The sequence below is a fragment of the Pseudaestuariivita sp. genome, from assembly GCF_052825805.1.
Genome location: NZ_JBRBVB010000003.1, coordinates 330,904 through 354,389, shown reverse-complemented (window position 1 = coordinate 354,389; position 23,486 = coordinate 330,904). Strand labels below are relative to the sequence as shown.

Genomic DNA, 23,486 nt, shown 5'->3' with positions numbered 1-23,486 from the left:
GCCGAATGCCTCTCGTGGAGGTCTATGAACTAAGAGAGGTAAGGTGGGCAGCTGGTTACGACTGTAGAGGGGTGTCCACCCTACTGTGCTGAGTTCATTCCGCCACGCCTGTCCCCATGCGCTCCACGCATCTCCAAGCGAGGTAAGGTGGGCACTGCCGAAACTAGCGTTTGTCGTAGTAAAGGCCGACCACGTGCTCGGCCTCGGCAAAGAAGAGCCAGCGCGCGCAGGCGACGCCGATGAGGTGGCTCACCACCGCGACTAGCGCCGCGAAGTGCGACACGCCCGAGCCCTCGCCCAGGGCCAGAAAGAGGCACAGCACCGGCACGCCGACCATCAGCACACCCGCGATCACCCGCAGCTTTTGCGCGTGTTTGCGGCCCACCACGAACACCATCTCGTCGAGCAGGTAGTTCGACCCGGTGTGCGGCGGCTCGAACTGGCGGACCTTCCCGCCCGGCAGCATCGTCGCCGTCTCAAGCGTGTGCCCGCGCTGGCGGAACCGTTGATCGCCCTGCTGCCACGCCACCAGCTGCACCAGCCCCGCGATGAGCAAAAGCACGATGGCCGGCCAGACTTGCCCCGCGAGCAGCGCGCCGCCAGCCAGCGAAAGCGAGATGAAGAGCGCCGTCGTCAGCCAATGGTTCCAACGCGGGATCGTCTTGAGCTGCGCATAGATCATCGACGTGGTGTAGACCGTCAGCAGCGACAGCAGCGCGCCGATCCAGCCGAGCGGCTGCCAGCTTGCGTCAAAGAAGACCGCGCCGAGCCCGTAAAACCCCATGACGATCAATGCCGCCACCGAGGCAATCGCCTCCCGGCTCAGCCAGGACGTACGCCACTGGGTGAATGCCTTGGGCGCGTTCTTGCGGTTGCCGAGGTGGAATGTGGAGGCGAGCAATCCTCCAACCGCCAGCGCATAGGCCAACGCAAAGAAGACAAACGTCACCCAGCCGGTCACGGCGGGCATTCCGAACCCGAGGAAGAAGAGCAGCCCGAACCCGAGGCCGGAGAGCGTGGTAAAGACGATGACGGAGGGGGCTGGGTGCATCAGATCTTCTCCAGAACGCGGTCGAGCCAGCCTGCGATGCCTTTTGCTTCGGGCGCGGCGGGCTTGAGGAAGGGCGAGAGGATGTCGATCTGGTCGAGGTCATCCTTGGGGCGCGGCGGCAGGTACTTGTTGACCGGCTTGGTGCCTTGCTCGGGCATCAGGTCGACGCCCTCGCGCTCGATCACCAACTTGGAGACGTCGCTCTCGGGGTCACCCAGATCGCCGAAATGGCGCGCGCCCGCGGGGCAGGTGCGCACGCAGGCGGGGGTGCGGTCCTCTTCGGGCAGGTTCTCGTTGTAGATGCGGTCGACGCAGAGCGTGCATTTCTTCATCACGCCGGCGGCCCTGTCGAGCTCGCGCGCGCCGTAGGGGCAGGCCCAGGCGCAGAGGCTACAGCCGATGCAGTCGCTTTCGTTCACGAGCACGATCCCGTCCTCGACCCGCTTATAGCTGGCGCCGGTCGGGCAGACGGTCACGCAGGGCGCGTCCTCGCAATGCAGGCACGACTTGGGGAAGTGCACGGTCTGCGCGGGGCCGACATCGGGCTGCACTTCGTAGGAATGCACGCGGTTGAGAAAGGAGCCGCTCGGCGTGGCGCCGTAGGCTTGCTGGTCCGAGAGCGGAACGCCGTAGTTCTCGGTGTTCCACCCCTTGCAGGCGACGACGCAGGCGTGACAGCCGACACAGGTGTCGAGGTCGATGACGAGGCCGAGCTTTTTCTCGGTACGGTCTGGCAGGGCGGTCATGCGACACCTCCGAAAAGGGACAGGGTCAGGGCGGCTTCCGGCGCGTCCGACATGGCGCGGACGAGATACAGCACGAAGCTGCCAAAGGTGATCGCCACAAAGAGCGCGATCAAAAGGAGTGTGCGGCGCGGGGTCATGTGAGGACCTCCGTGAACCAAATTTTTCGCAGCAAAAATTTGTGTGTGGTGCAGGTTGAGACCGTCATTGCCCCACCTTCCACGTCAGCTCCGAGGGACCCTTCGGCACCGGCGCGCTTTGCGGCGGATGCGCGGGCAGGCTCTCAGCAGGCGCCGGGACCTTCTCGATCTTCACGCGCAAATCGAACCAGGCCGCCTGTCCCGTCACCGGGTCCGAGTTCGCCCAACGAAGGCCATCCCCGCGCGGCGGCAGTAGCTCGTGGATCAGGTGGTTGAGCAAAAAGCCCTTGGTCGTCTCCGTCGCATCGTCCGAGAGCGCCCAGGCGCCCTTGCGCTTTCCGATCGCGTTCCAGGTCCAGATCGTGTTCTCGTTGAGCCCCGCCTGATGCGCCACCGGCACCGTGATCGCGCCATGCGCCGAAGTCACCATCGCCCAATCGCCCTCGCCAAAACCGTGCTGGTCCCAAAGCTTGGTCGGCAGGTAGAGCGGGTTGCGCCCGTGGATCTGCCGCAGCCAGGCGTTCTGCGAGCCCCAGGAGTGGTACATCGCCATAGGGCGCTGCGTGAGCGCGTGGATCGGGAACTCCTCGGGGTCCACATGGCCGTCTTCGAACGGCGGGTACCAGATCGGCAGCGGGTCGAGCGTCGTCTTGATCCGCTCGCGCAGATGGTCGGGGGGCTGGCGCTCCCCGTGCCCTTCGGCGGCGAGTTGGAATTTGCGCATCGTTTCGGAATAAAGCTCGAAGAGGTACGGCTGCGGGCTGTCGAAGAGACCCAGGTTCACCGCCCAGTTCTGGTACGCCATGTTCCACGGCTTGTAGTAGAGCGCCTCGTCCGGGATATGCTCGACCATGAACCCGCCATTGGCGATGTAATTGTCGAGCTGCGAGGCATTCGGTGCACCGCGTCCGTTCTGCAAACCTTGCTCTCCCATCCGCCAACCGGCAAGCGGACCGATGCCAGGCTTGCGCTCGTGGTTGGTGATGTAGTCGGCGTAGTCCTGATACTTGGCGCTGCTGTCCTCGTTGGTGAAACCCGGCAGTCCCATCTTGTTCGCCAGCTGCACCAGCACCGTCTGGAAGCCGCGCACATCCCGGTCAGGCTCGATCACCGGCCAGCGGATCGCGTCCGCCGCGCCGTCCGCCTCGCAGATCGGCCGGTCGAGGAGGGAGATGCAGTCGTGCCGCTCGAGATACGTTGTGTCGGGCAGGACAAGATCGGCATAGGCCACCATCTCGGACGAGTAGGCGTCCGAGTAGATGATGTTGGGGATCACGTACTCACCGTCCTCGTCGGTGTCGGTGAGCATGTTCATCACGCCCGTGGTGTTCATCGACGAGTTCCACGACATGTTCGCCATGTACATGAAAAGCGTGTCAATCTTGTACGGATCGCCGGCATGCGCGTTCGAGATCACCATGTGCATCAGCCCGTGCGCCGACATCGGGTTGTCCCAGGTGAAGGCTTTGTCGATCCGCGCAGGCGTGCCGTCCTCGCGCAGGCAAAGGTCCTCGGGACCGCGCACGAACCCCAGGTGCGGCCCGTCGAGCGGCTGGCCCGGCGTGACCTTGCAATGCGGTTTGGGATGGGCGCTGACCGGCTTGGGGTAAGGCGGTTTGAACCGAAAGCCTCCGGGCGCCTCCACGGTTCCCAGCAGGATTTGCAGGACATGCAGCGCGCGGCAGGTCTGGAACCCGTTGGAGTGCGCCGAAATCCCGCGCATCGCGTGCATGGAGACCGGACGCCCCTTCATCGTGGGATGGTGATCGCCCCGAAAGTCGGTCCAGGGCTGGTCCAGCTCGAACGCCTCCTCAAACGCGACACGGGCCAGCTCGTAGGCGATCCGCCGGATCTTGTCCGCCTTGACACCGCAGCGCTCTGCCACCGCCTCGGGCGCGTAGGCGGGGTCGAGATACCGCTCGACCATCTTCACGAATACGGTGCCATGGGTCACACCGCGCTCGCGGATCTTCCCGTTGAGGTCGGGGCGCACGCCTTTCTGATCGAACGGCGCAGGCTTGCCGGTTGTCTTGTCGATCACCAGCAGCTTGCCGTTCTCATCGCGCAGCAGCAGGCCGTATTCCGGCGACTTCTCATCCATGTTCATCAGCACAGGCGCGTTGGTGAACTGCGCAAGGTACTCCAGATCGATCTTCCCGGCTTTGAGCAACTCGTGCACCAGCGCGAGAATGAAAAGCCCGTCGGTGCCGGGGGTGATCCCCACCCAGTCGTCTGCCACGGCGTTGTAGCCCGAGCGGATCGGGTTCACGCCGATCACACGGGCGCCGCGCGCCTTGATCTTCCCCAGCCCCATCTTGATCGGGTTGCTGTCGTGATCTTCCGCCACGCCAAAGAGCATAAAGAGTTTGGTGTGGTCCCAGTCGGGTTGGCCGAACTCCCAGAACGCGCCGCCCATCGTGTAGATGCCGCCCGCCGCCATGTTGACCGAGCAGAACCCACCGTGTGCGGCGTAGTTCGGCGTGCCGAAGTTCTGCGCGAAGAAGGAGGTAAAGGACTGCGACTGGTCGCGCCCGGTGAAGAAGGCGAGCTTGGACGGGTCTTCGTTCCTGATCTTGGTCAGGCGCGTTGCGGCGATCTCGAGCGCCTCGTCCCAGGTGATCTCTTCGAACTTGCCTTCACCGCGCTTGCCGACCCTCTTCAAAGGCGCGCGCAGCCGCGAGGGGGCGTTGACCTGCATGATCCCGGCAGAGCCCTTGGCGCAAAGCACGCCCTTGTTGACCGGATGGTCGCGGTTACCTTCGATATAGGCGACCTGCTTTTTTCCATCCGGGCCGTCCTTGAGGTGCACGTTGATCCCGCAGCGGCAGGCGCACATGTAGCAGGTCGTCTTGCGCACCTCGTCCGAGACCTTGGGCGAGAGGTTCAGCTTGGGCTGGTTCATGTCAGGTCTCCGGGGTCCAAAGGTGGCCTAGATCAGGGTGCGGACGAGCGACAGCGCGCCCAGCCCGATCAGCAGCCACAGGCATATCGGTTTGTAATAGGGTTGCCACTGCGGCGTGAAGAGGCGGGTGCCGATCCAAACGCCAAAGAGGCAGGGCAGGAGAAACGAAAGCCCGCGCATGGTCGAGGTCGCGTTCATCGTGCCATAGGTCAGGTGCACCAGCAGCGAGGACGACGCACCCAGCAGCAGGAAAAGCACCATCGTGGCGCGCATCTGCGCGGGCGGGCGCTCTTGTGCCAGCACAAAGAGTGCGACCACCATCCCGCCGATCCCTGCGATCCCGGTGGCGATCCCGGCCAGGACGCCTGCGATCACGGTGCCGGCAGGCGTCGCAAAGACGCCGAGCCGCACCTTGGCCAACTGCAGCGCCGCCAGCGCGATCAGGACGCACAGCGCCATCAGGCGCGAGACCTGCGGGTCGAGCTGCGTCGTCAGCCCCAGCCCGATGAACATGCCGGTGAACGAACCGATGGCCAGCGTCAGCGCCGTGCGCTTGTCCGCGTCCGCCCAGCCGCCTCGCAGCATCGCCAGTGAGGCGGAGACCTCGAGCCACCAAAGCACCGGGATCAACTGCACCGGCGGCAGGATCAGAACGCCGAGCGCCAGCGCAAAGGCCGAGAGTGCAAACCCGGTGAACCCGCGCACCACACCGGCCAGGAACATGATCCCGGCAAGCGCCGCCCACGTGGCGGGAGTGAGCGAAAGCACCGGCCACAGCTCAGCCATCGCCGACTTGCGCGGCTTGCAGCGCGGTCACGGCGATCATGTCGACGATGTCGTCCGCCGTGCAGCCCCGGCTCAGGTCGTTCGCAGGCCGTGCGAGCCCTTGGAGCACCGGCCCGATGGCCGTGCATCCGCCCACACGCTGGGCGATCTTGTAGCCGATGTTGCCGGCGTCGAGATCGGGAAAGATCATCACATTGGCCTGCCCCGCGACCTGCGAGCCCGGCGCCTTGGACGCGCCGACCGACGGGACAAAGGCTGCGTCGAACTGCATCTCTCCGTCCGAGGCGAGATCGGGACGCGCGTCCTGGAGCAGCTTGGCGGCTTCGGAGACCTTGCCGACCTTGGCGTGGCGGGCAGAGCCCATGGTTGAGAACGACAGGAAGGCGATCCTGGCCTCCTCACCGGTCAAGGCCGACCAGCTGGCCGCCGACTGCGCGGCGATGGCACTCAGCTCCTGCGCATCAGGGTCGATTACAAGCCCGCTATCGGAGAAGAGCATGGTGTCCCGCCCCGAAGGATGCCCCTCAGGCAGGACCATGAGAAAGATGGAGGAGACAAGCGCCGCGTCAGGGGCTTTGCCAATGATCTGCAAAGCGGCGCGCACTGTGTCGGAGGTGGTCGCGACAGCGCCTCCCACCGTGCCATCGGCATGGCCCGCGCGCACGAGGAGCGCGGCAAAGGTCAGCCGGTCCTGCACCGCTGCAGCGGCCTTCTCGGGCGTCATACCCTTGTGCTGGCGCAGCTCCACCAGCAGCTCGGTCAGCTCAGCGGTCAGTGGCGAGGTGGCCGGGTCTTGGACCTCCGGCAGGCCCTCTCGTCCGCCTTCGCTGGCGGCCTCGACCTGGGCCGCGTCGCCCACGATCGAGACCTGTGCCAAGCCGCTGGCGTTCGCCCGCCGCGCAGCCTCGATCACGCGTGGATCGTCGCCCTCGCTCAGCACGATGTGCTTGCCGAGGGGTGCCGCGCGGGACTGAAGAGCTTGCAAGACGTTTGTCACAGACGCACCGCGCCCCGGGCGTGACCCGGGGCCTCTTGGCTGGCAAGGGAGGTGAGGCCCCGGATCAAGTCCGGGGCGCTCGAGGGTCGTAGGTGCATCGCGGGGCTTATTCCGCTGCGACCATGTCGCTTTCGGAGACGCCGGCCACCGAGACCGGCTTTTTCATCGCGTCGCGGCGGAAGGGCTCGCCCAGCTCCTGGTTGATCATGGCCTCGATGAGCGTGGTCTTGCCATTCTCCATCTGGTCCTTGATCGCCTGGTTCAGCGCGTCGGTCAGCTCTTCCATGGTGCGGGCGACGACGCCCTGCAGGCCGCACGCCTTGGCGATGCCGGCATAGGAGACCTGCTCGTCCAGCTCGGTGCCGACGAAGTTGTCGTCGAACCAGAGCGTCGAGTTCCGCTTTTCCGCGCCCCACTGGTAGTTGCGGAAGACGATCTGCGTGATCGGCGGCCAGTCGCCACGACCGATGGCCGTCAGCTCGTTCACCGCGATCCCGAAGGCGCCGTCCCCAGCAAAGCCCACAACCGGAACGTTCGGCTGGCCGATCTTGGCGCCCACGATGGCCGGAAGGCCGTAGCCGCACGGACCAAAGAGACCCGGTGCGAGGTATTTCCGGCCCTCGTCGAAATCCGGGTAGGCGTTGCCGATGGCGCAGTTGTTGCCGATGTCGGACGATATGATCGCCTCGCGCGGCAGGGCGGCCTGGATCGCGCGCCACGCCATGCGGGGGCTCATCCAGTCGGGCTTGGCCGCACGGGCGCGTTCGTTCCACGTGGTGCCCGGATCGTCGTCCTCGTGGGTCATCTCGGTCAGCTGCTGTTTCCAGCGCGACTTGGTTTCGGCGATCTTGGCCTTACGTGCGTCGCGGCCTGCGTCACCCGCATCATCGCTGAGCTGCGCGGTGATGCCGCGCGCGACCTTGCCGGCGTCGCCGACGATGCCGACGGTGACCTTTTTGGTCAGGCCGATGCGGTCGGGGTTGATGTCGACCTGGATGATCGTCGCGTTCTGCGGCCAGTAGTCGATGCCGTAGCCCGGCAGGGTCGAAAACGGGTTGAGGCGCGTGCCGAGGGCGAGGACGACGTCCGCTTCGGAAATCAGCTCCATCCCGGCTTTCGAGCCGTTGTAGCCCAGAGGGCCAGCAAAGAGCGGGTGCGAGCCGGGGAAGGCGTCGTTGTGCTGGTAGCCCACGCAGACCGGCGCATCGAGGCGCTCGGCAAGCTCCATCGACGCCTTGATCCCGCCTTCGGAGAGAACGACACCGGCACCGTTGAGGATCACCGGATTCTTTGCGTTCGACAGCAGCTCCGCGGCTTTGGCGACGGAGTTCTCGCCACCGGGGGAGACTTCGAACTCGATCGGCTCGGGGATCTCGATGTCCACCACCTGCGTCCAGAAATCGCGCGGGATGTTGAGCTGGGCGGGGCCCGAAAGACGCTTGGCCTGGGAGATCACGCGGGTCAGCACTTCGGCAACGCGAGTGGGGTCACGGACCTCTTCCTGGTAGGCGACCATGTCCTCGAAGAGCTTCATCTGCTCGACTTCCTGGAAACCGCCCTGACCGATGGTCTTGTTCGCGGCCTGCGGCGTGACCAGCAGGAGCGGGGTGTGGTTCCAGTAGGCGGTCTTTACCGCGGTCACGAAGTTGGTGATGCCGGGACCGTTCTGCGCGATCATCATCGACATCTCACCCGTTGCGCGGGTGTAGCCATCGGACATGAAGCCGGCCGAGCCTTCATGTGCGCAATCCCAGAACTTGATCCCCGCGGTCGGGAAAAGGTCCGAGATCGGCATCATGGCCGAGCCGATGATCCCGAAGGCGTGTTTGATGCCGTGGCGTTGGAGCACCTTCACAAAGGCTTCTTCGGTCGTCATTTTCATGGATGCGTCTCCTCACACAGAATCGGCCCGAAGATACGGGCGCGTTGACGTCAACTTAGGAGAGACTGGACCTAACGGGTTAGGGCCAGTTCCGTAGCGATTGTGTTGCCAGTTGGGACTTGGAGTCTCAATAATAGCTATTTATGTGCAATCAGGGCCTCGAGACGCGGGTGCGGGAAGGCGCGTTTTACGGTGACGGCGTAGAACGGCTCGACCAGCCCCAGATCGAGGCCCGCTGCGGCGATCCGCCCGTCGGCAATCTCGTCTGCAAAAACCACCTCGGGCGCAAGGGCGAGGCCGACACCTTCGCGTGCGAGCAGGCGGACCATGGCCATGTCGTCGACCGAGGCCGCGATGCGCGGGAGGGCGCCGAGCCGGGCGACTAGCGCGTCGAACCCGGTGCGGATCGCGCTTTCGGTGGGCACGATCACTGGCACGTTGGTCAAAAGGTCCCTGAGCGTGCCCGCGCGCAAGAGCTTCGGCACACCGTGTAGGCCGACGGGTTGTTCGGCGAGCTTGTGCGCGATGAGGCCGTCGCGTGTGGCGCCTTCGGGGATGTCGGTGGTGAGCACCACGTCGAGCGCCAGTGCGCGCAAGGCGCTGAAGAGGTCGTGCAGGTTGCCGGATTTGAGGATGATGTCGACGTCACGCTTCGCAAGGAGGGGCGTCAGGAACTGCAGCTGGAAGTTGCGCGACAGCGTCGAAACTGCACCGATGCGCAGGGGTGCCTCGGTGCCGTGCGTGCCGCTGAGCGTGGCGAGGAGCTCGTCCCCAACTTCGAAGATGCGGTCGGCGTGGTCGAGGGCGATGCGCCCGACTTCGGTCAGGTGCAGCTGCCGCCCCTTGCGGGCAAAGAGCGCGTGGCCGAGCCGCTCTTCGAGCGTCTTGATCTGCGTGGACAGCGCCGATTGCGAGACGTTGAGCCGTTCGGCGGTGCGGGTCAGGTGGCCGTCGCGGGCGACTTCGCGAAAGTAGCGCAAATGATGATAGTTGAGCATCTATCGTTCTATAAAGAAGAACGATTAAGCGTGAAAGTTGTATTTTTCTTGTGCGTCGCGCCCCTCTACATCGCCGTCCAGACACGGATGGAGAGCCCACGATGGACATAATTGCAGACATTTTCACAACGCTGCTGGCGCAGTTGCAAAAGCCGACGCTTGCCTTTTTGATCGGAGGCATGGTGCTCGCGGCGCTTGGAAGTAAACTCGAAGTGCCCCAACCGGTCTACAAATTCGTTGTGATCCTGCTGTTGCTCAAGGTGGGCATTGGCGCGGGCATGTCCGTGCGCGAAAGCGATCTGACAGAGCTTGCCGTGCCCGCGATTGGCGCAGCACTGATCGGCATTGTGATCGTGCTGATTGGTGGCAAAGTGCTCGCCGGGCGCAGAGGCGTGTCGAATATGGATGGCATGGCCACAGTTGGCCTGTTTGGCGCGGTCTCTGCCTCGACCCTGGCGGCGGGTATGGCCATGCTTGAGTCAGACGGCATTGCCTATGAGGGCTTTATTGGTGCGCTTTATCCTTTCATGGATGTCGCAGCGCTCGTCACGGCCATTGTGCTGGCAAGGATGAGTGCCGAGAGGGCGCGCGCAACGGCGCCAGTGGGCGGTGCGGCGACGATGACGATGGGCGGCGGCGCAGGTGCTGGCACAGGCGGCAAGGCGCCGCTCGAGCCGGGTCTCATCAAAGGTATCCTGGTTGACACCGTGCGCAGCCCGGCAATCTCAGCCCTGTTTCTGGGCCTGGCTTTGGGTCTCTTTGCGCGGCCTGACTCAGTCTATGACAGCTTTTATGAGCCGCTCTTCCGGGGTCTTCTGTCGATCCTGATGCTGATCATGGGCATGGAAGCCTGGTCGCGGCTGTCGGAGATGAAGGGCGTCGCGGGCACGTACATTCTCTACGGTCTCACAGCGCCGCTGGTGCATGGTCTGATCGGGTTTGGCGTGGGTCTGGTGGCGCATCACCTAACGGGCTTTTCGGCGGGCGGCGTGGTGCTGCTGGCGGTCATGGCCGCCTCGTCCTCGGACATCTCGGGTCCCCCGACGATGCGTGGCGCGCTACCCCAAGCGAACCCCTCGGCCTATGTGGGGACGTCGACCGGGCTCGGCACGCCGGTCGCGATCCTGAGCATCCCGCTCTTTGTTGCGCTGGCGGACTGGGCGATCGGGCTGTGACGCACGTGCCGTAACGGAAGCCCGAAAGCCCTGCATAACAAGGCGGCAGCACGCGGGACGGCACCGGCCGGTTCCCGCGTGCGCCATGGTTTTGCCTCGTTTTCGCCACGTCTCGTTGGTAAACGAGGCGTGGACCAAGCGGGCGAGGGTCATGCCGAACGCATTTGCGCAGATGATGCTGCTCATCTGGCCCTTCATCACGTTGATGATGTTACGCCAGTTGAGCCCGGAGCGGGGGGTGATCCTCACGCTGCTGGTGGCGTATCTGCTGCTGCCTCCGCCGCCTGCGGGGTTCGACTTTCCCGCGATGCCGGTCTTTAGCAAGGACACGATCCCCTCGATCGCGACCTTTGCGCTGGTGCTGATGATGCACGGCGTGCGCGGCACGATCCTGCCGCAAAGCTGGATCGGGAAGGGGCTTCTGTTCGTCTTTGTGCTGAGCCCGTTCCTGACGATGCTCAACAACCAGGATCCGATCATCCTCGGCGCGGCCTCCGTGCCGGGGCTGCGGGTGAGCGACGCACTGGCGCTGGTGCTGACTCAGGCGATCTTTGTGCTGCCGTTCCTGTTGGCGCGGCAGTTCCTGCACTCCGCCGAGTCGCTGCGGGCGCTGGTGGTCGCGTTCATGTTCGCGGGGCTTGTCTACACGATCCCGATGCTGATCGAGGTGCGCCTGTCGCCGCAGCTCAACGTCAAGATCTACGGGTACTTCCAGCACGAGTTCGGCCAGTCGATCCGGTTCGGCGGGTTCCGCCCGGTCGTGTTTCTCTACCACGGCATCTGGGTGGCGTTCTTTTGCATGACCGCGCTGATCTGCGCGGCGGCGCTCTACCGGTTCGATGACCGGCGCAGCAAGACGTTTTACTTTTGGTGCACCGTTTACATCGGCGTCGTCCTGGTGCTGGCCAAGTCGCTGGGCGCCTGGCTCTTTGCCGCGTTCCTGCTGCCGCTGGTGCTGATGATGCGCCCCATGGCGCAGGTCCGGCTGGCGGCGCTTTTGGGCTGTATCGCGGTGGCCTACCCGGTGCTCAAGGGCAACGAGATCATCCCCGACGCAAGCCTTTTGAGCGCGGCCCGGGCCATCGACGCCGAGCGCGCTGCGTCGCTCGAGTTCCGGTTCGAGAACGAGGCGCAGCTTTTGGAAAAGGCGGAGGAGAAGCCGGTCTTTGGCTGGGGCAGCTGGGGGCGCAACCACATCCTGCACCCCGTGACGGGTCAAATCCTGTCGATCTCGGACGGGCGCTGGGTGATCGTCATCGGCATCTTTGGCTGGGTCGGGTTCCTCGCGGAGTTCCTGCTCCTCCTCATGCCGCTGCTCCTGATCTGGCGGGAGGCGACGGCGCGGCGGCTCGACGCGGTTTCTCCGTTTGTGGGGCCTTTGTCGCTGCTGCATGCCATCAACATGATCGACCTCGTGCCGAACGCGACGATCACCCCGCTGACCTTCCTCGTGGCCGGCGCGCTTTTGGGCTACGCCGAGCACCTCAAGGCCGAGCGTCTGGCGCAGCCGCTGCACAAGAGCTTTCACCTCAACTGGAAGCCGGTCCTGTGACGCGCGTGCTCCTCATCGCGGAGGCGGCCAACCCCAACTGGGTGAGCGTGCCGCTCATCGGCTGGTCGCTGTCGCGCGCGCTGGCGGAGGTGGCGGACGTCACGCTGGTCACGCAGGTGCGCAACCGCGACGACATTCTGCAGACCGGCCTCGTCGAGGGCAGCGAGTTCGTGGCCATCGACAGCGAGGCCGTAATGCGCCCCGCCTGGGGCGTGTCCGAGCGGCTGCGCGGCGGGGCCGGCGTCGGCTGGACGATGCTGCAGGCGGTGTCGCGCTTCGCCTATCCTTATTTCGAGCGCCTCGTCTGGCAACGCTTTGGCCCGGAGATCGAGGCAGGCGCTTACGACATCGTGCACCGGATCACGCCGCTCAGCCCGACGCAGCCAAGCCCCATCGCCGGCAAGGTCACGCGCGCGGGCGTGCCGTTTGTGCTGGGACCGCTCAACGGCGGGGTGCCCTGGCCAGACGGCTTTGACGCCGAGCGCCGGCAGGAGAAGGAGTGGCTGAGCTACGTGCGCGGCGCCTACAAGTACCTGCCCGGCCACACCTCGACCTACAGCGCGGCGAGCGCGATCATCGCCGGCTCGCGGCACACCGCCTCGGAATTGCCGCACGGCACCGAATCCAAGACGTTCTACATCCCTGAAAACGGTATCGACCCGTCCCGGTTCGCCGTCGCGTCGCGTGCAGCCCAAGCACAGGACGGCCCGCTCCGGGCCTGCTTTGTCGGCCGGCTCGTGCCTTACAAGGGCCCCGATATGCTGATCGAGGCGGCGCGCCCGATGCTAGAGGCCGGGCGGATGCAGCTTGACATCATCGGGGATGGCCCGATGCGCCCGTCGCTGGAGGACGCCGCGCGCGAGCTCGGCCCTGCGGTCACCTTTCATGGCTGGAAGGACCACACGGAGGTGCAGCAAATCCTCGCGCAGTCCCACCTGCTCTCCTTCCCATCGATCCGCGAGTTTGGCGGCGGTGTCGTGCTCGAGGCGATGGCGCTGGGCGTCGTCCCGTTGATCGTGGACTATGCCGGCCCCGGGGAGCTGGTGTCCGCCGACGTCGGCCTCAAGGTGCCGCTGGGCGGGCGCGCGGACATCGTGACCCGCTTCCGCACCGCGCTCGAGGCGTTGGTGCAGGACCGCACCGGCCTGCCCGCGCTGGCCGCCGCCGCCCACGCGCGGGTGCAGTCGCATTTCCTGTGGTCGCGCAAGGCGGAGCAGATCTTTGAAATCTACAAATGGTGCCTGTCGCGCGGCAGCGCGCCCAAGCCGCGCTTTTTCTAGCCGTCCCTGCGCGGGCGCAGCGCGCGCAGCACATGGCCCGGCAGGATCGCGATACACTTTGCGTAGCGCGGAACAAGCCGCCCGGGCGCGAGCACCATCCGCCAAACCCACTCCAGCGCCAGCCGTCGCACCCAGGCCGGCGCACGTGTCTGGCTGCCGGCGATGAAGTCGAGCCCCGCTCCGATCGAGACAAACCCGACGCCTGGGCAAAGGCTGCGTCCACGCGCGGCCAGCACCTCCTGCTTGGGCGCACCGAGCGCGAGAAAGCACAGCCCCGCGCCTGACTGCGCAAGCGCGTCGAACACTGCAACAGCTCCCTCGGAGGACGGATCGAACCCCATCGGCGGCGCAATCTTGGCCACCACGGCAAGGCCGGGAGCATGTGCCATGAGCCCTTCGCCAGCCGCCTCGAGCGCCGCCTCCGTCGTGCCAAGAAGAGCAACCGGCGTTCCTGTCTCCGCGGCCAGCCGCGCAAGCGGCAGCACCAGATCAGCGCCCGGCACCAGCTCGACCGGGCGACGCGCCAGCCGCGACAGCCACACGATGGGATTGCCATCCGCGACCACAAAATCCTGCGCCGCATAGGCCGTCTGAAACGCCGGGTCGTGGTTCAGCTTGACCAGATGATCGAGGTTGAGCGTTGCCAGCGCAAAGCCCTCGCGCGCCGCCATCCGCGCGCGCACGGCCTCCAGCAGCGCCGCGCGCGTGGGCATGTTGATCGTGACGGAGCCCGTGCGGGTGACAAATTTCAAGGCGGCGCGTCCTCAGGTTGCGCAGACTTTGTGCAGGCGCCAGGCGTCAGAAGCGAGACCCGGGCGCGGCGATAGGATGGCGGCGGTGCCAAACAGCACCATTGCCGACAAAAGCCACCGACCGCACGCTGCCCCGTGTCGAATTGTTGCCACGCTTTTATGTAATCAACGCCCAAGGCGGTTCGTTCGAGCGACCGCAAACGCGTGAGGACAGGCCCGGGATGCGCACGGTGTCGATCATCGGCTGCGGCTTTGTCGCGGACCTCTACATGGCGTCGCTCGCGGCGTTCGGGGACGTGCGCGTGGCAGGTGTGTTCGACATCGACGGCGCGCGGCTGCAGACGTTTTGCGCGCATCACGACGTGCCGGCGGCGTCCTCGCTCGAGGCGCTCCTCGCGGCACATCCCCGGGACGGGATCGTGCTCAACCTCACCAACCCCGCCGCCCATTACGAGATCACCAAGGCCGCGCTGACCGCCGGGTGCCACGTCTATTCGGAGAAGCCTCTGGCCCTGCAGATGGACCACGCCTCTGAGCTTTGCGCGCTGGCCGAGGCGCAAGCCCTCTGCCTTGCCTCCGCGCCCTGCTCGGTGCTCGGGGAGACGGCGCAGACGCTGGCCAAGGCCGTCCGCGATGGCACCGCCGGCACGCCGTGCCTCGTCTATGCAGAGCTCGACGACGGGTTCATCCCGCAAGCGCCCTACCAGGACTGGACCAGCGACAGCGGCGCGCCCTGGCCGGCAGAGGATGAATTTCGCACCGGATGCACGCTCGAGCACGCAGGATACTACCTCACTTGGCTCATCGCCATGTTTGGCGCGGTCGAGACGGTGGTGGCCGCCTCCGCCTCCGTCATCCCCGGCAAGACGGACCCCGACACCGACACGCCCGACGTCTCCATCGGGACGCTCTTTTTTGCCAGCGGGATGGTCGCACGGCTTACCTGTTCGATCGTCGCCCCGCATGATCACGGCATCGCGGTGATCGGCGACGCTGGCGTTCTGCGCGTGAAAAAGGCGTGGGACAACGGCGCGCCCGTCCGGTTTCACCGCCGGATGAAGATTCGCCGCCGCCTCCTCGAACACCCGCTCGGGCGCCGTATCCGCCTCCAAGGCCCGACCCACCCCAAGGTCGGCAGATGGGGCGCAGCCTCGATGAACTTTGCGCTGGGCCTCGCGGAAATGAGCGATGCGCTCGATAGAGGCTGCCCGCCGCGCCTTGGTCCACGCGAGGCGCTGCACCTCAATGAGGTCACGCTCGCACTGCAAAATGCCGGCCGCACGGCGGGGGCGCAGACGATGACCACCACCTGCGATCCGATGGAGCCGATGCCATGGGCGAGGTAGGCCGCGTCCTCATCACCGGCGCGTCGGGTTTCATCGGGCGCGCGACTGTGGCCGAAGCCGTGGCGCGCGGATGGTACGTGACCGCCTTTTCCCGCGGGGCGGACGTGCCGGGCGCACAGGTCGTCCGCACCTGCGATCTGGCCGAACCCTCCGCCCGCGCCGCCCTGGATGAAGAGCTCCCCCGCGTCGACGCCGTCATCCACTGTGCCGCCTCACTCAGCGGCGATCCACTGGTGCAATCCCGCGACACCGACCGCGCCACGCAAACGCTTTTGCAAGCGCTCGCCGTCGCGCCGAAACGGCTGGTCCACGTCTCCTCCATCGCCGTGATCGGAGCCATGGGCCATGCCAACGGCGCCCTTATCGACGAGACAAGCGAGGTCGAAACCCGCACTGCCGGCCGCGACGCCTATGCCCGCGCCAAGCTGGTGCAAGAGCAGCACGTGCGCGCCACCGCCCGCGACATCGGCCTGCCAGTCTGGATCATGCGCCCCGGCGCAGTCTTTGGCCCGGACCGGCTGTGGAATGCGCATATCGGTCCGACCTTTGGCCCGACGCTGGTGCGGATGGAGACGCGCGGCCAGGTCCCGCTCTCCTACATCGACCACTGTGCGCAGGCGCTGGTGCTGGCCGCCGGGCAGGCGCCCGAGGGCATCCAGACCGTGCATGTGCTCGACGATGACTTGCCCACCCGCGCGCGCTTTCTGGCTGCCATGCGCCAGACTGGTTGGCCGGAGCGCGTTGTGCCCTTTCATTGGCGCTGGCTGCGCCCGGCAGCAGCTTTGCTTGGCCAGTCTGGCACCGCGTCCTCGCTCTTTCAGATCGAGACGCTCCGCGCGCGCTATCAACCGCTGACATATTCCAACGCCGCATTGCACGCGCTCGGCTGGACGCCGGGCATGGATTTCGACGCCGCCTTTGCCGCGAGTGTTGCAGGCACCAACGCATGAGGATCGCCTACCTCACAGGCGAGTATCCCCGCGCGACGGATACGTTCGTCCAACGCGAAGTTGCCGCCCTGCGCGCGCACGGGATGGAGGTCGTCACGTCCTCGATCCGCCGCACCGACGCGGCACATCTGGTGGGTCCCGAGCAACGCGCGGAGGCGGCGCAGACCTTCTACGTGCTCGAACGCCTCGCCTCTCTGGCGGGGCTTATGCTCTCCTTAAAGGCGCTCGCGCAGCCGCGGTTCTGGAGTGCATTGGCGCTGGCCTGGCGGACAGCGCCCAAGGGGATCAAAGGCCGGCTTTACAACCTCATTTACCTCGCCGAGGCGGTCGTGTTGGCGGACTGGATGCGGCGCGAGAACGCGGTGCATCTACACAACCACATCGCCAAGGCGTCCTGTACCGTCGCGATGCTGGCGTCCCATCTGAACGGGCGACCCTACAGTTTCACGCTGCACGGGCCGGACATCTTCTTTGAACCGATGCACTGGCGCCTCGATGAAAAGATCGCGCGCGCTCAGTTCGTGGCCTGTATTTCGCACTTTTGCCGGAGCCAGGCGATGGCGTTCTCCGAGGCGCGGCACTGGGACAAGCTGCACATCGTGCATTGCGGCGTCGAGCCTCGGCGCTATGCCGCCGCGCGCGAGCCGAACCGCCGTCCGCAGGTGCTGTTTGTCGGGCGTCTCGCAGGTGTGAAAGGCGTGCCGCTCCTCTTGCAAGCAGCGGAGAAGCTAACGACCGAGTTTGACCTGACTCTTGTCGGCGACGGACCTGAACGCGCGGCCCACGAAGCGCTCGCGCGAGAGCTCAGCGTCAACGCAAACTTCCTCGGCTACCAGTCGCAGGACCGGGTGGCTGAGCTTTTGGCGCAATCCGACGTGCTGGTGCTGCCCTCCTTTGCCGAGGGTGTCCCAGTGGTTTTGATGGAGGCGATGGCCGCACAGGTCCCCGTCCTCACCACGCGCATCGCGGGCATCCCTGAGCTGGTCGAGGACGGCACATCCGGCCTGCTTGTCGCGCCCGGCGATGTCGAGGCTCTGACAGACGCGCTCCGCACTTTGCTCGACGACCCCGACTTGCGCGCACGAATGGGCGCGGCCGGTCGCGCCAAGGTCGCGGCGGAGTTCGACGTCAGCCAGGAAGCCGCTTGGCTGAAATCCCTGATCGAAGCGCATCACGCCGGCGAAACGCTCGGTTTGAGGCCAACTTCATGAAACTCGGCCTCGTCCTCATCGGGCGCAACGAGGGGGAGCGGCTCGTGCGCAGCCTCCAGTCCGTCGCTGGCCTCGGCCACCCGGTCGTCTATGTCGACAGCGGCTCGCGCGATGACAGCGTGCCCGTGGCGCGCTCCATGGGTGCCGACGTGATCGAGCTTGACCCCGCCACACCCTTCACCGCTGCCCGCGCGCGCGGCGAAGGCGCGGAGCTTTTGCTCGTCACGCACGACGTCGACGTCATCCAGTTCATTGACGGCGATTGCGCCGTTGTGGAAGGCTGGCTCGACGCGGGCCGCGAGGCACTCGCCGAGGACCCCGACCTGGGCCTCGTCACCGGGTGGCGCTCCGAGATCGCACCGGACGCGAGCGTCTACAACGCGCTCTGCCACCACGAGTGGCGCAGGCCCGCCGGCGAGATCGAGACGTGTGGCGGCGACATGAAGGTGCGCGTCTCCGCGTACCGCGCTGCCGGCGGATGGCGCCCGGACGTGATCGCCGCCGAGGACGACGAGTTCTGCCAGCGCCTGCGCAAGGCGGGCTGGACGCTCCGCCGCCTGCCTGTCGAGATGACCCGACACGACGCCGCCATGACCCGCTTCGGACAGTGGTGGCAACGCGCCGTGCGCTCTGGCCACGGATTTGCGCAGGTGGGCGATCTGCACCCGGACTTCTTTACCCGCGAACGCAAACGCGTCTGGCTTTATGGCGCTGCCCTGCCGGTTGTCATCCTGCTGGGTCTGCTCATCTCAGCGTGGCTCGTGCTGCTGGGACTGGCGGGCTACGCCTACAACTACGCGCGTACCTGGCAGGGGCTGGTGCGGGACGGGATGCCTAGCGGGCAGGCGGCGCACCACGCGGTCTTTATTACGCTGTCCAAAATTCCAAACATGATCGGCCTGGCGACCTACCACCTCCGCAAAAGGCGCGGTGCGGCCATGCGGATCATCGAGTACAAGTGAGGCATCGGCCATGGCCAACATCAGAACCGCGATCATCGGGGCAGGCTACATCGCCGACTGGCACGCCGGCGCGATCCGGGCCACCTCGGGGGTGGACCTCGTGGCCGTGTGTGACGCCTCCGCCGCCGCCGCGGACGGCTTTGCCGAGACCTACGGCGTCGAAGCGTTCACCTCCGTTCAGGACCTGTTGTCCTCCGGCAAGGTTGACGCAGTCCACATCACAACGCCCCCGCAGGTCCACCGCGACATCGCGGTGCAGTGCCTCGAGGCGGGCGTACACTGCCTCGTCGAAAAACCCGTGGCGGTCTCCGCCGCAGAGACCGCCGACATGGTCGCGGCCTCCGAGGCATCAGGGAAGATCTTTGCCGCCGGGCACAACTTCATGGGAACGCCGGGCTACCGCCGCCTCAAGGCCGCCATTGCCGAGGGCAAGCTGGGCCGGATCGCGCGCGCCGACATCAACTGGTGTTTCCCACTGGGACCGCTGCGCGCAGGGCCCTACGGCATCTGGCTGATGCGCGATCCGCGCAACCTGCTGCTCGAGCTGGGTCCGCACCTTTACGCCTTTGCCGTCGATCTGTTTGGCGAGGTGGAGGTCCTGCACCTCGACATCTCGCGCCCGGTGGACATCCCCGGCGACACGTGGCGCCCGCAGGGCTGGCGGGTGATGGCCCGCGCGGGCGGGGTCGATGTGACGTTCACGCTGTCGCTGGTGGAGACGTTCGACGACCGCTCGCTGACGCTCACCGGCTCGGGCGGGATGGCACGCTACGACTACGCGAATGACGTGCTGGCGCTGGCACGCGAGAACGCCTCGGACCTGATCGTGAACCCGTTCCGCAAGGAGATGACCGCCGCCTGGCAGCACCTGCGCGAGGGTGTGGTGAACGCCGCGCGCCAGACCGCCTCGCTCAACCGCAAGTCGGCCTATGGCGTCAGTTTTGCCGGGCTTGCCTCCGAGTTCTACGCTGCCATCTCCGAGAGCAGACCGATCGATCCGCGCTTTTCCGGCGCAACCGCGCTCAAGGTCATGCAAGCCATCGACGCCACGCTCGACCGCTTGCCGCCCGAGCTTGCCGCGCCCTATGTGCCGCCCAAGGCCACACGCGCGCCCAACCCCAAGGCCGTCGTGATCGGCGGCACGGGGTTCATCGGGCAAGCGCTCACCCGGGCGCTGGTGGCACAAGGCACCGACGTGCGCGTCATCAGCCGTGGTACGCGCGGGCCTTTTGCGGATCTGCCGGAAAACGTCGAGACGGTGGGGGTGTCCCTCCGCGACGAAACCGCGTTGCGGGAGGCGATGGCCGGAACCGAAGTCGTCTACAACCTTGCCCGCTCGCTCGAAAAGACGTGGGAGGGAGCGCTTGCGAACGACGTGGGCGTCTCGGACACCATCGCCCGCGCCGCGCGCGCGGCAGGCGTCGGGCGGTTCGTCTTTACCGGCACCATCGCCAGCTACGACATGTCCGACCCGGGCGTGACGATCACCGAGGCCACCGGCTTTGCCGAGGACATGAGCGACCGCAACATGTACGCGCGCTCAAAGGCCGAGTGCGAACGCCGCCTGCTCGAGATGCACGCCGCCGGCGATCTGCCTTTGACCATCGCGCGCCCCGGCATCGTCGTCGGGCGCGGCGGCCCGCTCCAACACTGGGGAATCGGACGTTGGCATGGCGCGGGAGCGGTGCGCATCTGGGGACATGGCCGCAACCTCTTGCCGTTCGTGCTGAACGAGGATGTGGCGGACGGCCTGATCCTGATGGGCAAAGCGCCAGAGGCGCTGGGCCAGTCGTTCAACCTGGTGGGCGAGCCTATGTGGTCCGCGCAGGACTATTTCGACCAAATCCACGCAAGGCTCGGCGCGCGCATCACCGTCAAGCCCGGCAACCTGACGGCCATGTTCGCCGCCGAGCGGGTGAAATACGGGCTCAAGCGCCACGCGCTCAAACGCAAGGACGCGCTCCGGGCGAGCCTCAAGGACTGGCAGAGCCGCGCGCATTTCTCGCCCTTTGACAACGCCGCGCCGAAGGCCGCGCTGGGCTGGTCGCCGGAGGCCGACCGCGCCGCGTTTGCCCGCAAGGCCATCGATGACGCCAACCTTCTCGGCTTTTAGGCGCCGATCTTTTGCATCTTCAGACAATCGGCTTAATTTCGCCGCATAACGCCGGCTATATGCACAATCGTGGTGTCCCTTTTGGTGCCGCGGACGGACAAGGATCACGATGAGCGAGCGTCCGAAATTCACGCGCTCCCGCCGCGGGCGGGGAGAGGACAAAGCCGCCTCGACACCGGAACGCACAAGCGCTCCGGCAGAACGCCCTGCGCGCGCGCGCGCTCCGCGCAAGATCGTCGTCACCGAGATCAGCAAACCGGGCATGCAGCGTGCGGCTTCGGCCGATCCCGCGAAAACCCCCGCCAAACCTGCGGCTTCCGAGGCCAAGGCGCCTGACAGCACACCTGCCGTGCTGACGCCCGACACACGCGTGGACACGCCGGGGCCGTTTGTGCTGGAGACAGCCGTCGTGCCGAGCCCCACGCCGCAGGCGGATGCGTCAAAGAGCGCGGATGCGCCGCTTGCGATGCCCGCGTTTAAGGACAAGGCAAAGCCGGCAGAGGTCCAGCCCGCCTCCGCACAGGTGCCGCGGACCGCGCGGGCCTCGCGGGCGGATGACGTCTGGCACAAGCTCGCGACGCTCCAACTCAGCGCCGCCACGCTCGAGCAAAACCGCATCATCTCCGCCACGCGCCGCGACCCCGCGCACACGGCCTTTGACGTCTTGCGCACGCGGCTTTTGCACGCGCTCAAGGAGAACGGCTGGTCTCGCGTTGCGATCACCTCCCCGACCAAGGATTGCGGGAAGACGTTTGTCGCGGCCAACCTTGCGATGAGTCTCAGCCGGCAGGAAGCGTGTCGCACGCTGCTTTTGGACATGGACATGCGCAAGCCGTCGCTTGCAAGCGTGCTCGGGGCCGAACGCCCGGGCAGCCTCGGCGACGTGCTGCGTGGCATGACCCCGCCCGAAGATCACTTCGTCCGCCTGGGCGACGGCGGGCTCAGCATCGGGCGCAACATCGCGCTGGGCCTCAACGGTGTCAGCGAGGGGTATGCCTCCGAGCTGCTGCAATTGCCCGAAACCGGTGAGGTGCTGCGGAGCATCCACACGCGGTTCAAGCCCGACGTCGTGCTGTACGACATGCCGCCGGCGCTCTTTCACGACGACGTCATGGCATTTCGCCCGCATATCGACGCGGTGCTGATGGTGGTCGGCGGCGGCATCACCCGCCCGAACGAGGTCAAGGAGGTCGAGCGCCGCCTCGGCGACAGCACGCCGCTCCTCGGGATCATCATGAACAAGGCCGAAGGGCCGACCGTCCGCTCCTACAGCTACTGACGCGTCGTCCTCAGCTCTCGCCGCGCGCGCTCACCCCGCCGCTGCGTCCCAGAACGCCGCTCAGCTTGTCCTGCAACGTGCGCCCTGCGGCGAGCGCGACGCCCAGCCCTATCGCCAGCGCGCCAAAGAGCCAGGCGAGCGACAGCCGCCCCCGGCGCCGCGCCTTGATATACGGGACCGAGATCACCGGCTGCACGTTCAGCGCCTTTTCGAGTTGCTCGGAGTTGCGGATCACCGGGCTGAAAAGCTCGAGCACGACCGCCAGGATCAGCCCCGCGATGAGCGAGCCGATCGCACCCATCATCGCCAGCCGCGCCCGCGAGCGGGAGATCGGCGTGTTGGGCACCACGGCCGTTTCGAGCACTTCGAACTGCGCGGTGCGTTGCTGGTCTGACAGGGCCGAGGCCATCTCGGCGTCCGCCAGCCGGCGGGTGATGACGCTGTACTGGTCCTGCAGCTGCGCGCGTTCGCGCTCGAGCGTGTTGAGCGCCAACTCGACGTCCGGCGCCTGTTCCAGCGCCGCCTCGGTCTCGGCGATCCGCTCTTGCACCAGCGCGCGCTGGTCGTTCAAAAGCGCCACCTGACGCGCGCGCTCGGCGGCGCGGGTGCGGGCGGAGTTCGCATCCAGCTCGATGAGCTGTTGATCCAGCTCCAGCTCGGCGTCCTGCAGGCGGGACAGCTGGCCGCGCTGGGTCGGCAGATTGTCGGGCAGGCTGTTGGCGTTGGCCTCCTTGAAGGCCGCGATGCGCTCTTCGAGGGCGACGATTTCCGCGTCGATCCGGCTCTGCTCGGCCTCGAAGAAGACCAGCGTCTCGCGGGCGCGCGACTCGTCGCGGCTCCGGCCAAAGGCGACCACCTGACCAAGCAAGTCGTTGGCCACGGCGGCGGCGATCTGCGGCTCTTCGGACTGGACGGTGATCAAGAGGCCCGACGGGATGATCCCCGGCTGCCACGGCTGACCGCCGGCGGTGAGCTGCGTCACCGTGGCTGCCGAGCGCAGCAGGAAGACGCGCTGCTCCATCGGCAGGGGCGGCGCGCCCTCGGGTTGGTAAAGCCCGTAGCGCTCGATCATCTCGATCAGGTTGTCCCGCGCCATCAGCCGCTGCTCGATCAGGCGCAGCTGGTGCGAGCTGTCGGCGCGTTCGGCCAACGTGTCGGGGGTGGCGATCTGCGGGCTCTCGATCTGCACGACCGCGGTCGCCTGATAGAGCTTGGACATGTTCAGCGCAAAGTTGAGGCCGAGCGCCGTGCCGACGATGGTCACGAGCATGATCAGCCACCACCGGCGTTTGAGCATCGAGATGATCTCGGAAAGCGTGCTGAGCTGATTCATGTCGCGGCTCCGGTGGCAGCGCGGGAGGGCTGGT

Annotated in this window: 19 protein-coding genes; 9 read left to right on the top strand and 10 right to left on the bottom strand. The window is 66.3% G+C overall.

Features of this window, described 5'->3' with window-relative positions; genetic code table 11:
• Positions 1-163: 163 nt before the first annotated feature.
• The 8 genes from ACU0B3_RS06030 to ACU0B3_RS05995 form a co-directional block, all read right to left on the bottom strand.
• Complete coding sequence (locus tag ACU0B3_RS06030; RefSeq protein ID WP_446259926.1) at positions 164-1,051, bottom strand: dimethyl sulfoxide reductase anchor subunit family protein; 888 nt, start codon at positions 1,049-1,051, stop codon at positions 164-166.
• Positions 1,051-1,797: a 4Fe-4S dicluster domain-containing protein gene (locus ACU0B3_RS06025; RefSeq protein WP_446259925.1), complete on the bottom strand. Its 747-nt coding sequence runs from the start codon at positions 1,795-1,797 to the stop codon at positions 1,051-1,053. The genes ACU0B3_RS06030 and ACU0B3_RS06025 overlap by 1 nt, the downstream gene beginning before the upstream one ends.
• Positions 1,794-1,934, bottom strand: a complete 141-nt coding sequence (locus ACU0B3_RS06020) for a hypothetical protein (protein WP_446259924.1) — start codon at positions 1,932-1,934, stop codon at positions 1,794-1,796. The genes ACU0B3_RS06025 and ACU0B3_RS06020 overlap by 4 nt, the downstream gene beginning before the upstream one ends.
• A gap of 64 nt (positions 1,935-1,998) precedes the next feature.
• Positions 1,999-4,836, bottom strand: a complete 2,838-nt coding sequence (locus tag ACU0B3_RS06015) for a molybdopterin oxidoreductase family protein (protein ID WP_446259923.1) — start codon at positions 4,834-4,836, stop codon at positions 1,999-2,001.
• 27 nt (positions 4,837-4,863) lie between these two features.
• Positions 4,864-5,622 (bottom strand): TSUP family transporter, encoded by a 759-nt coding sequence (locus ACU0B3_RS06010; protein WP_446259922.1) that lies wholly within the window; start codon positions 5,620-5,622, stop codon positions 4,864-4,866.
• Positions 5,615-6,619, bottom strand: a complete 1,005-nt coding sequence (pta, locus tag ACU0B3_RS06005) for a phosphate acetyltransferase (RefSeq protein WP_446259921.1) — start codon at positions 6,617-6,619, stop codon at positions 5,615-5,617. Before pta ends, ACU0B3_RS06010 begins: the two co-directional genes overlap by 8 nt.
• 106 nt (positions 6,620-6,725) lie before the next feature.
• On the bottom strand, positions 6,726-8,501 hold the full coding sequence (gene xsc, locus ACU0B3_RS06000; RefSeq protein ID WP_446259920.1) for a sulfoacetaldehyde acetyltransferase: 1,776 nt from the start codon (positions 8,499-8,501) through the stop codon (positions 6,726-6,728).
• Between the two features lie 137 nt (positions 8,502-8,638).
• Positions 8,639-9,499, bottom strand: coding sequence for a LysR family transcriptional regulator (locus tag ACU0B3_RS05995; RefSeq protein ID WP_446259919.1), 861 nt, complete (start codon positions 9,497-9,499; stop codon positions 8,639-8,641).
• Between the two features lie 101 nt (positions 9,500-9,600).
• On the opposite strand from ACU0B3_RS05995, the gene ACU0B3_RS05990 reads away from it, so the two are divergent.
• The 3 genes from ACU0B3_RS05990 (at position 9,601) to ACU0B3_RS05980 (ending at position 13,506) form a co-directional block, all read left to right on the top strand.
• The gene (locus tag ACU0B3_RS05990; protein ID WP_446259918.1) at positions 9,601-10,674 is read left to right on the top strand and encodes a sodium-dependent bicarbonate transport family permease; all 1,074 of its coding nucleotides are present in this window, start codon (positions 9,601-9,603) and stop codon (positions 10,672-10,674) included.
• 151 nt (positions 10,675-10,825) lie between these two features.
• Positions 10,826-12,226: a hypothetical protein gene (locus ACU0B3_RS05985; protein WP_446259917.1), complete on the top strand. Its 1,401-nt coding sequence runs from the start codon at positions 10,826-10,828 to the stop codon at positions 12,224-12,226.
• Entirely contained in the window at positions 12,223-13,506 is a 1,284-nt protein-coding gene (locus ACU0B3_RS05980; RefSeq protein ID WP_446259916.1) for a glycosyltransferase family 4 protein, read from the top strand. The genes ACU0B3_RS05985 and ACU0B3_RS05980 overlap by 4 nt, the downstream gene beginning before the upstream one ends.
• Here the strand turns inward: ACU0B3_RS05980 and ACU0B3_RS05975 are convergent.
• Positions 13,503-14,258 carry a WecB/TagA/CpsF family glycosyltransferase gene (locus ACU0B3_RS05975; protein ID WP_446259915.1) on the bottom strand — a complete coding sequence of 252 codons (756 nt, stop codon included), beginning with the start codon at positions 14,256-14,258 and terminating at the stop codon, positions 13,503-13,505. The two genes, ACU0B3_RS05980 and ACU0B3_RS05975, sit on opposite strands and share 4 nt — an antisense overlap.
• 221 nt (positions 14,259-14,479) lie before the next feature.
• Here ACU0B3_RS05975 and ACU0B3_RS05970 point away from each other — a divergent pair, with 221 nt between their 5' ends.
• From ACU0B3_RS05970 to ACU0B3_RS05945, 6 genes are all read left to right on the top strand, one after another.
• A complete protein-coding gene (locus ACU0B3_RS05970; protein WP_446259914.1) occupies positions 14,480-15,604 on the top strand; it encodes a Gfo/Idh/MocA family protein in 1,125 nt (374 codons plus the stop codon).
• The gene (locus ACU0B3_RS05965) at positions 15,592-16,554 is read left to right on the top strand and encodes an NAD-dependent epimerase/dehydratase family protein (protein ID WP_446259913.1); all 963 of its coding nucleotides are present in this window, start codon (positions 15,592-15,594) and stop codon (positions 16,552-16,554) included. The genes ACU0B3_RS05970 and ACU0B3_RS05965 overlap by 13 nt, the downstream gene beginning before the upstream one ends.
• Positions 16,551-17,765, top strand: coding sequence for a glycosyltransferase family 4 protein (locus ACU0B3_RS05960; RefSeq protein WP_446259912.1), 1,215 nt, complete (start codon positions 16,551-16,553; stop codon positions 17,763-17,765). The genes ACU0B3_RS05965 and ACU0B3_RS05960 overlap by 4 nt, the downstream gene beginning before the upstream one ends.
• A complete protein-coding gene (locus tag ACU0B3_RS05955; RefSeq protein WP_446259911.1) occupies positions 17,762-18,727 on the top strand; it encodes a glycosyltransferase in 966 nt (321 codons plus the stop codon). Before ACU0B3_RS05960 ends, ACU0B3_RS05955 begins: the two co-directional genes overlap by 4 nt.
• A gap of 10 nt (positions 18,728-18,737) precedes the next feature.
• Positions 18,738-20,840 (top strand): Gfo/Idh/MocA family oxidoreductase, encoded by a 2,103-nt coding sequence (locus tag ACU0B3_RS05950; RefSeq protein ID WP_446259910.1) that lies wholly within the window; start codon positions 18,738-18,740, stop codon positions 20,838-20,840.
• Between the two features lie 109 nt (positions 20,841-20,949).
• Complete coding sequence (locus ACU0B3_RS05945) at positions 20,950-22,119, top strand: CpsD/CapB family tyrosine-protein kinase (RefSeq protein WP_446259909.1); 1,170 nt, start codon at positions 20,950-20,952, stop codon at positions 22,117-22,119.
• A gap of 10 nt (positions 22,120-22,129) precedes the next feature.
• Here ACU0B3_RS05945 and ACU0B3_RS05940 read toward each other — a convergent pair whose 3' ends face one another.
• Positions 22,130-23,452, bottom strand: coding sequence for a GumC family protein (locus ACU0B3_RS05940; protein ID WP_446259908.1), 1,323 nt, complete (start codon positions 23,450-23,452; stop codon positions 22,130-22,132).
• Between the last annotated feature and the right edge of the window lie 34 nt (positions 23,453-23,486).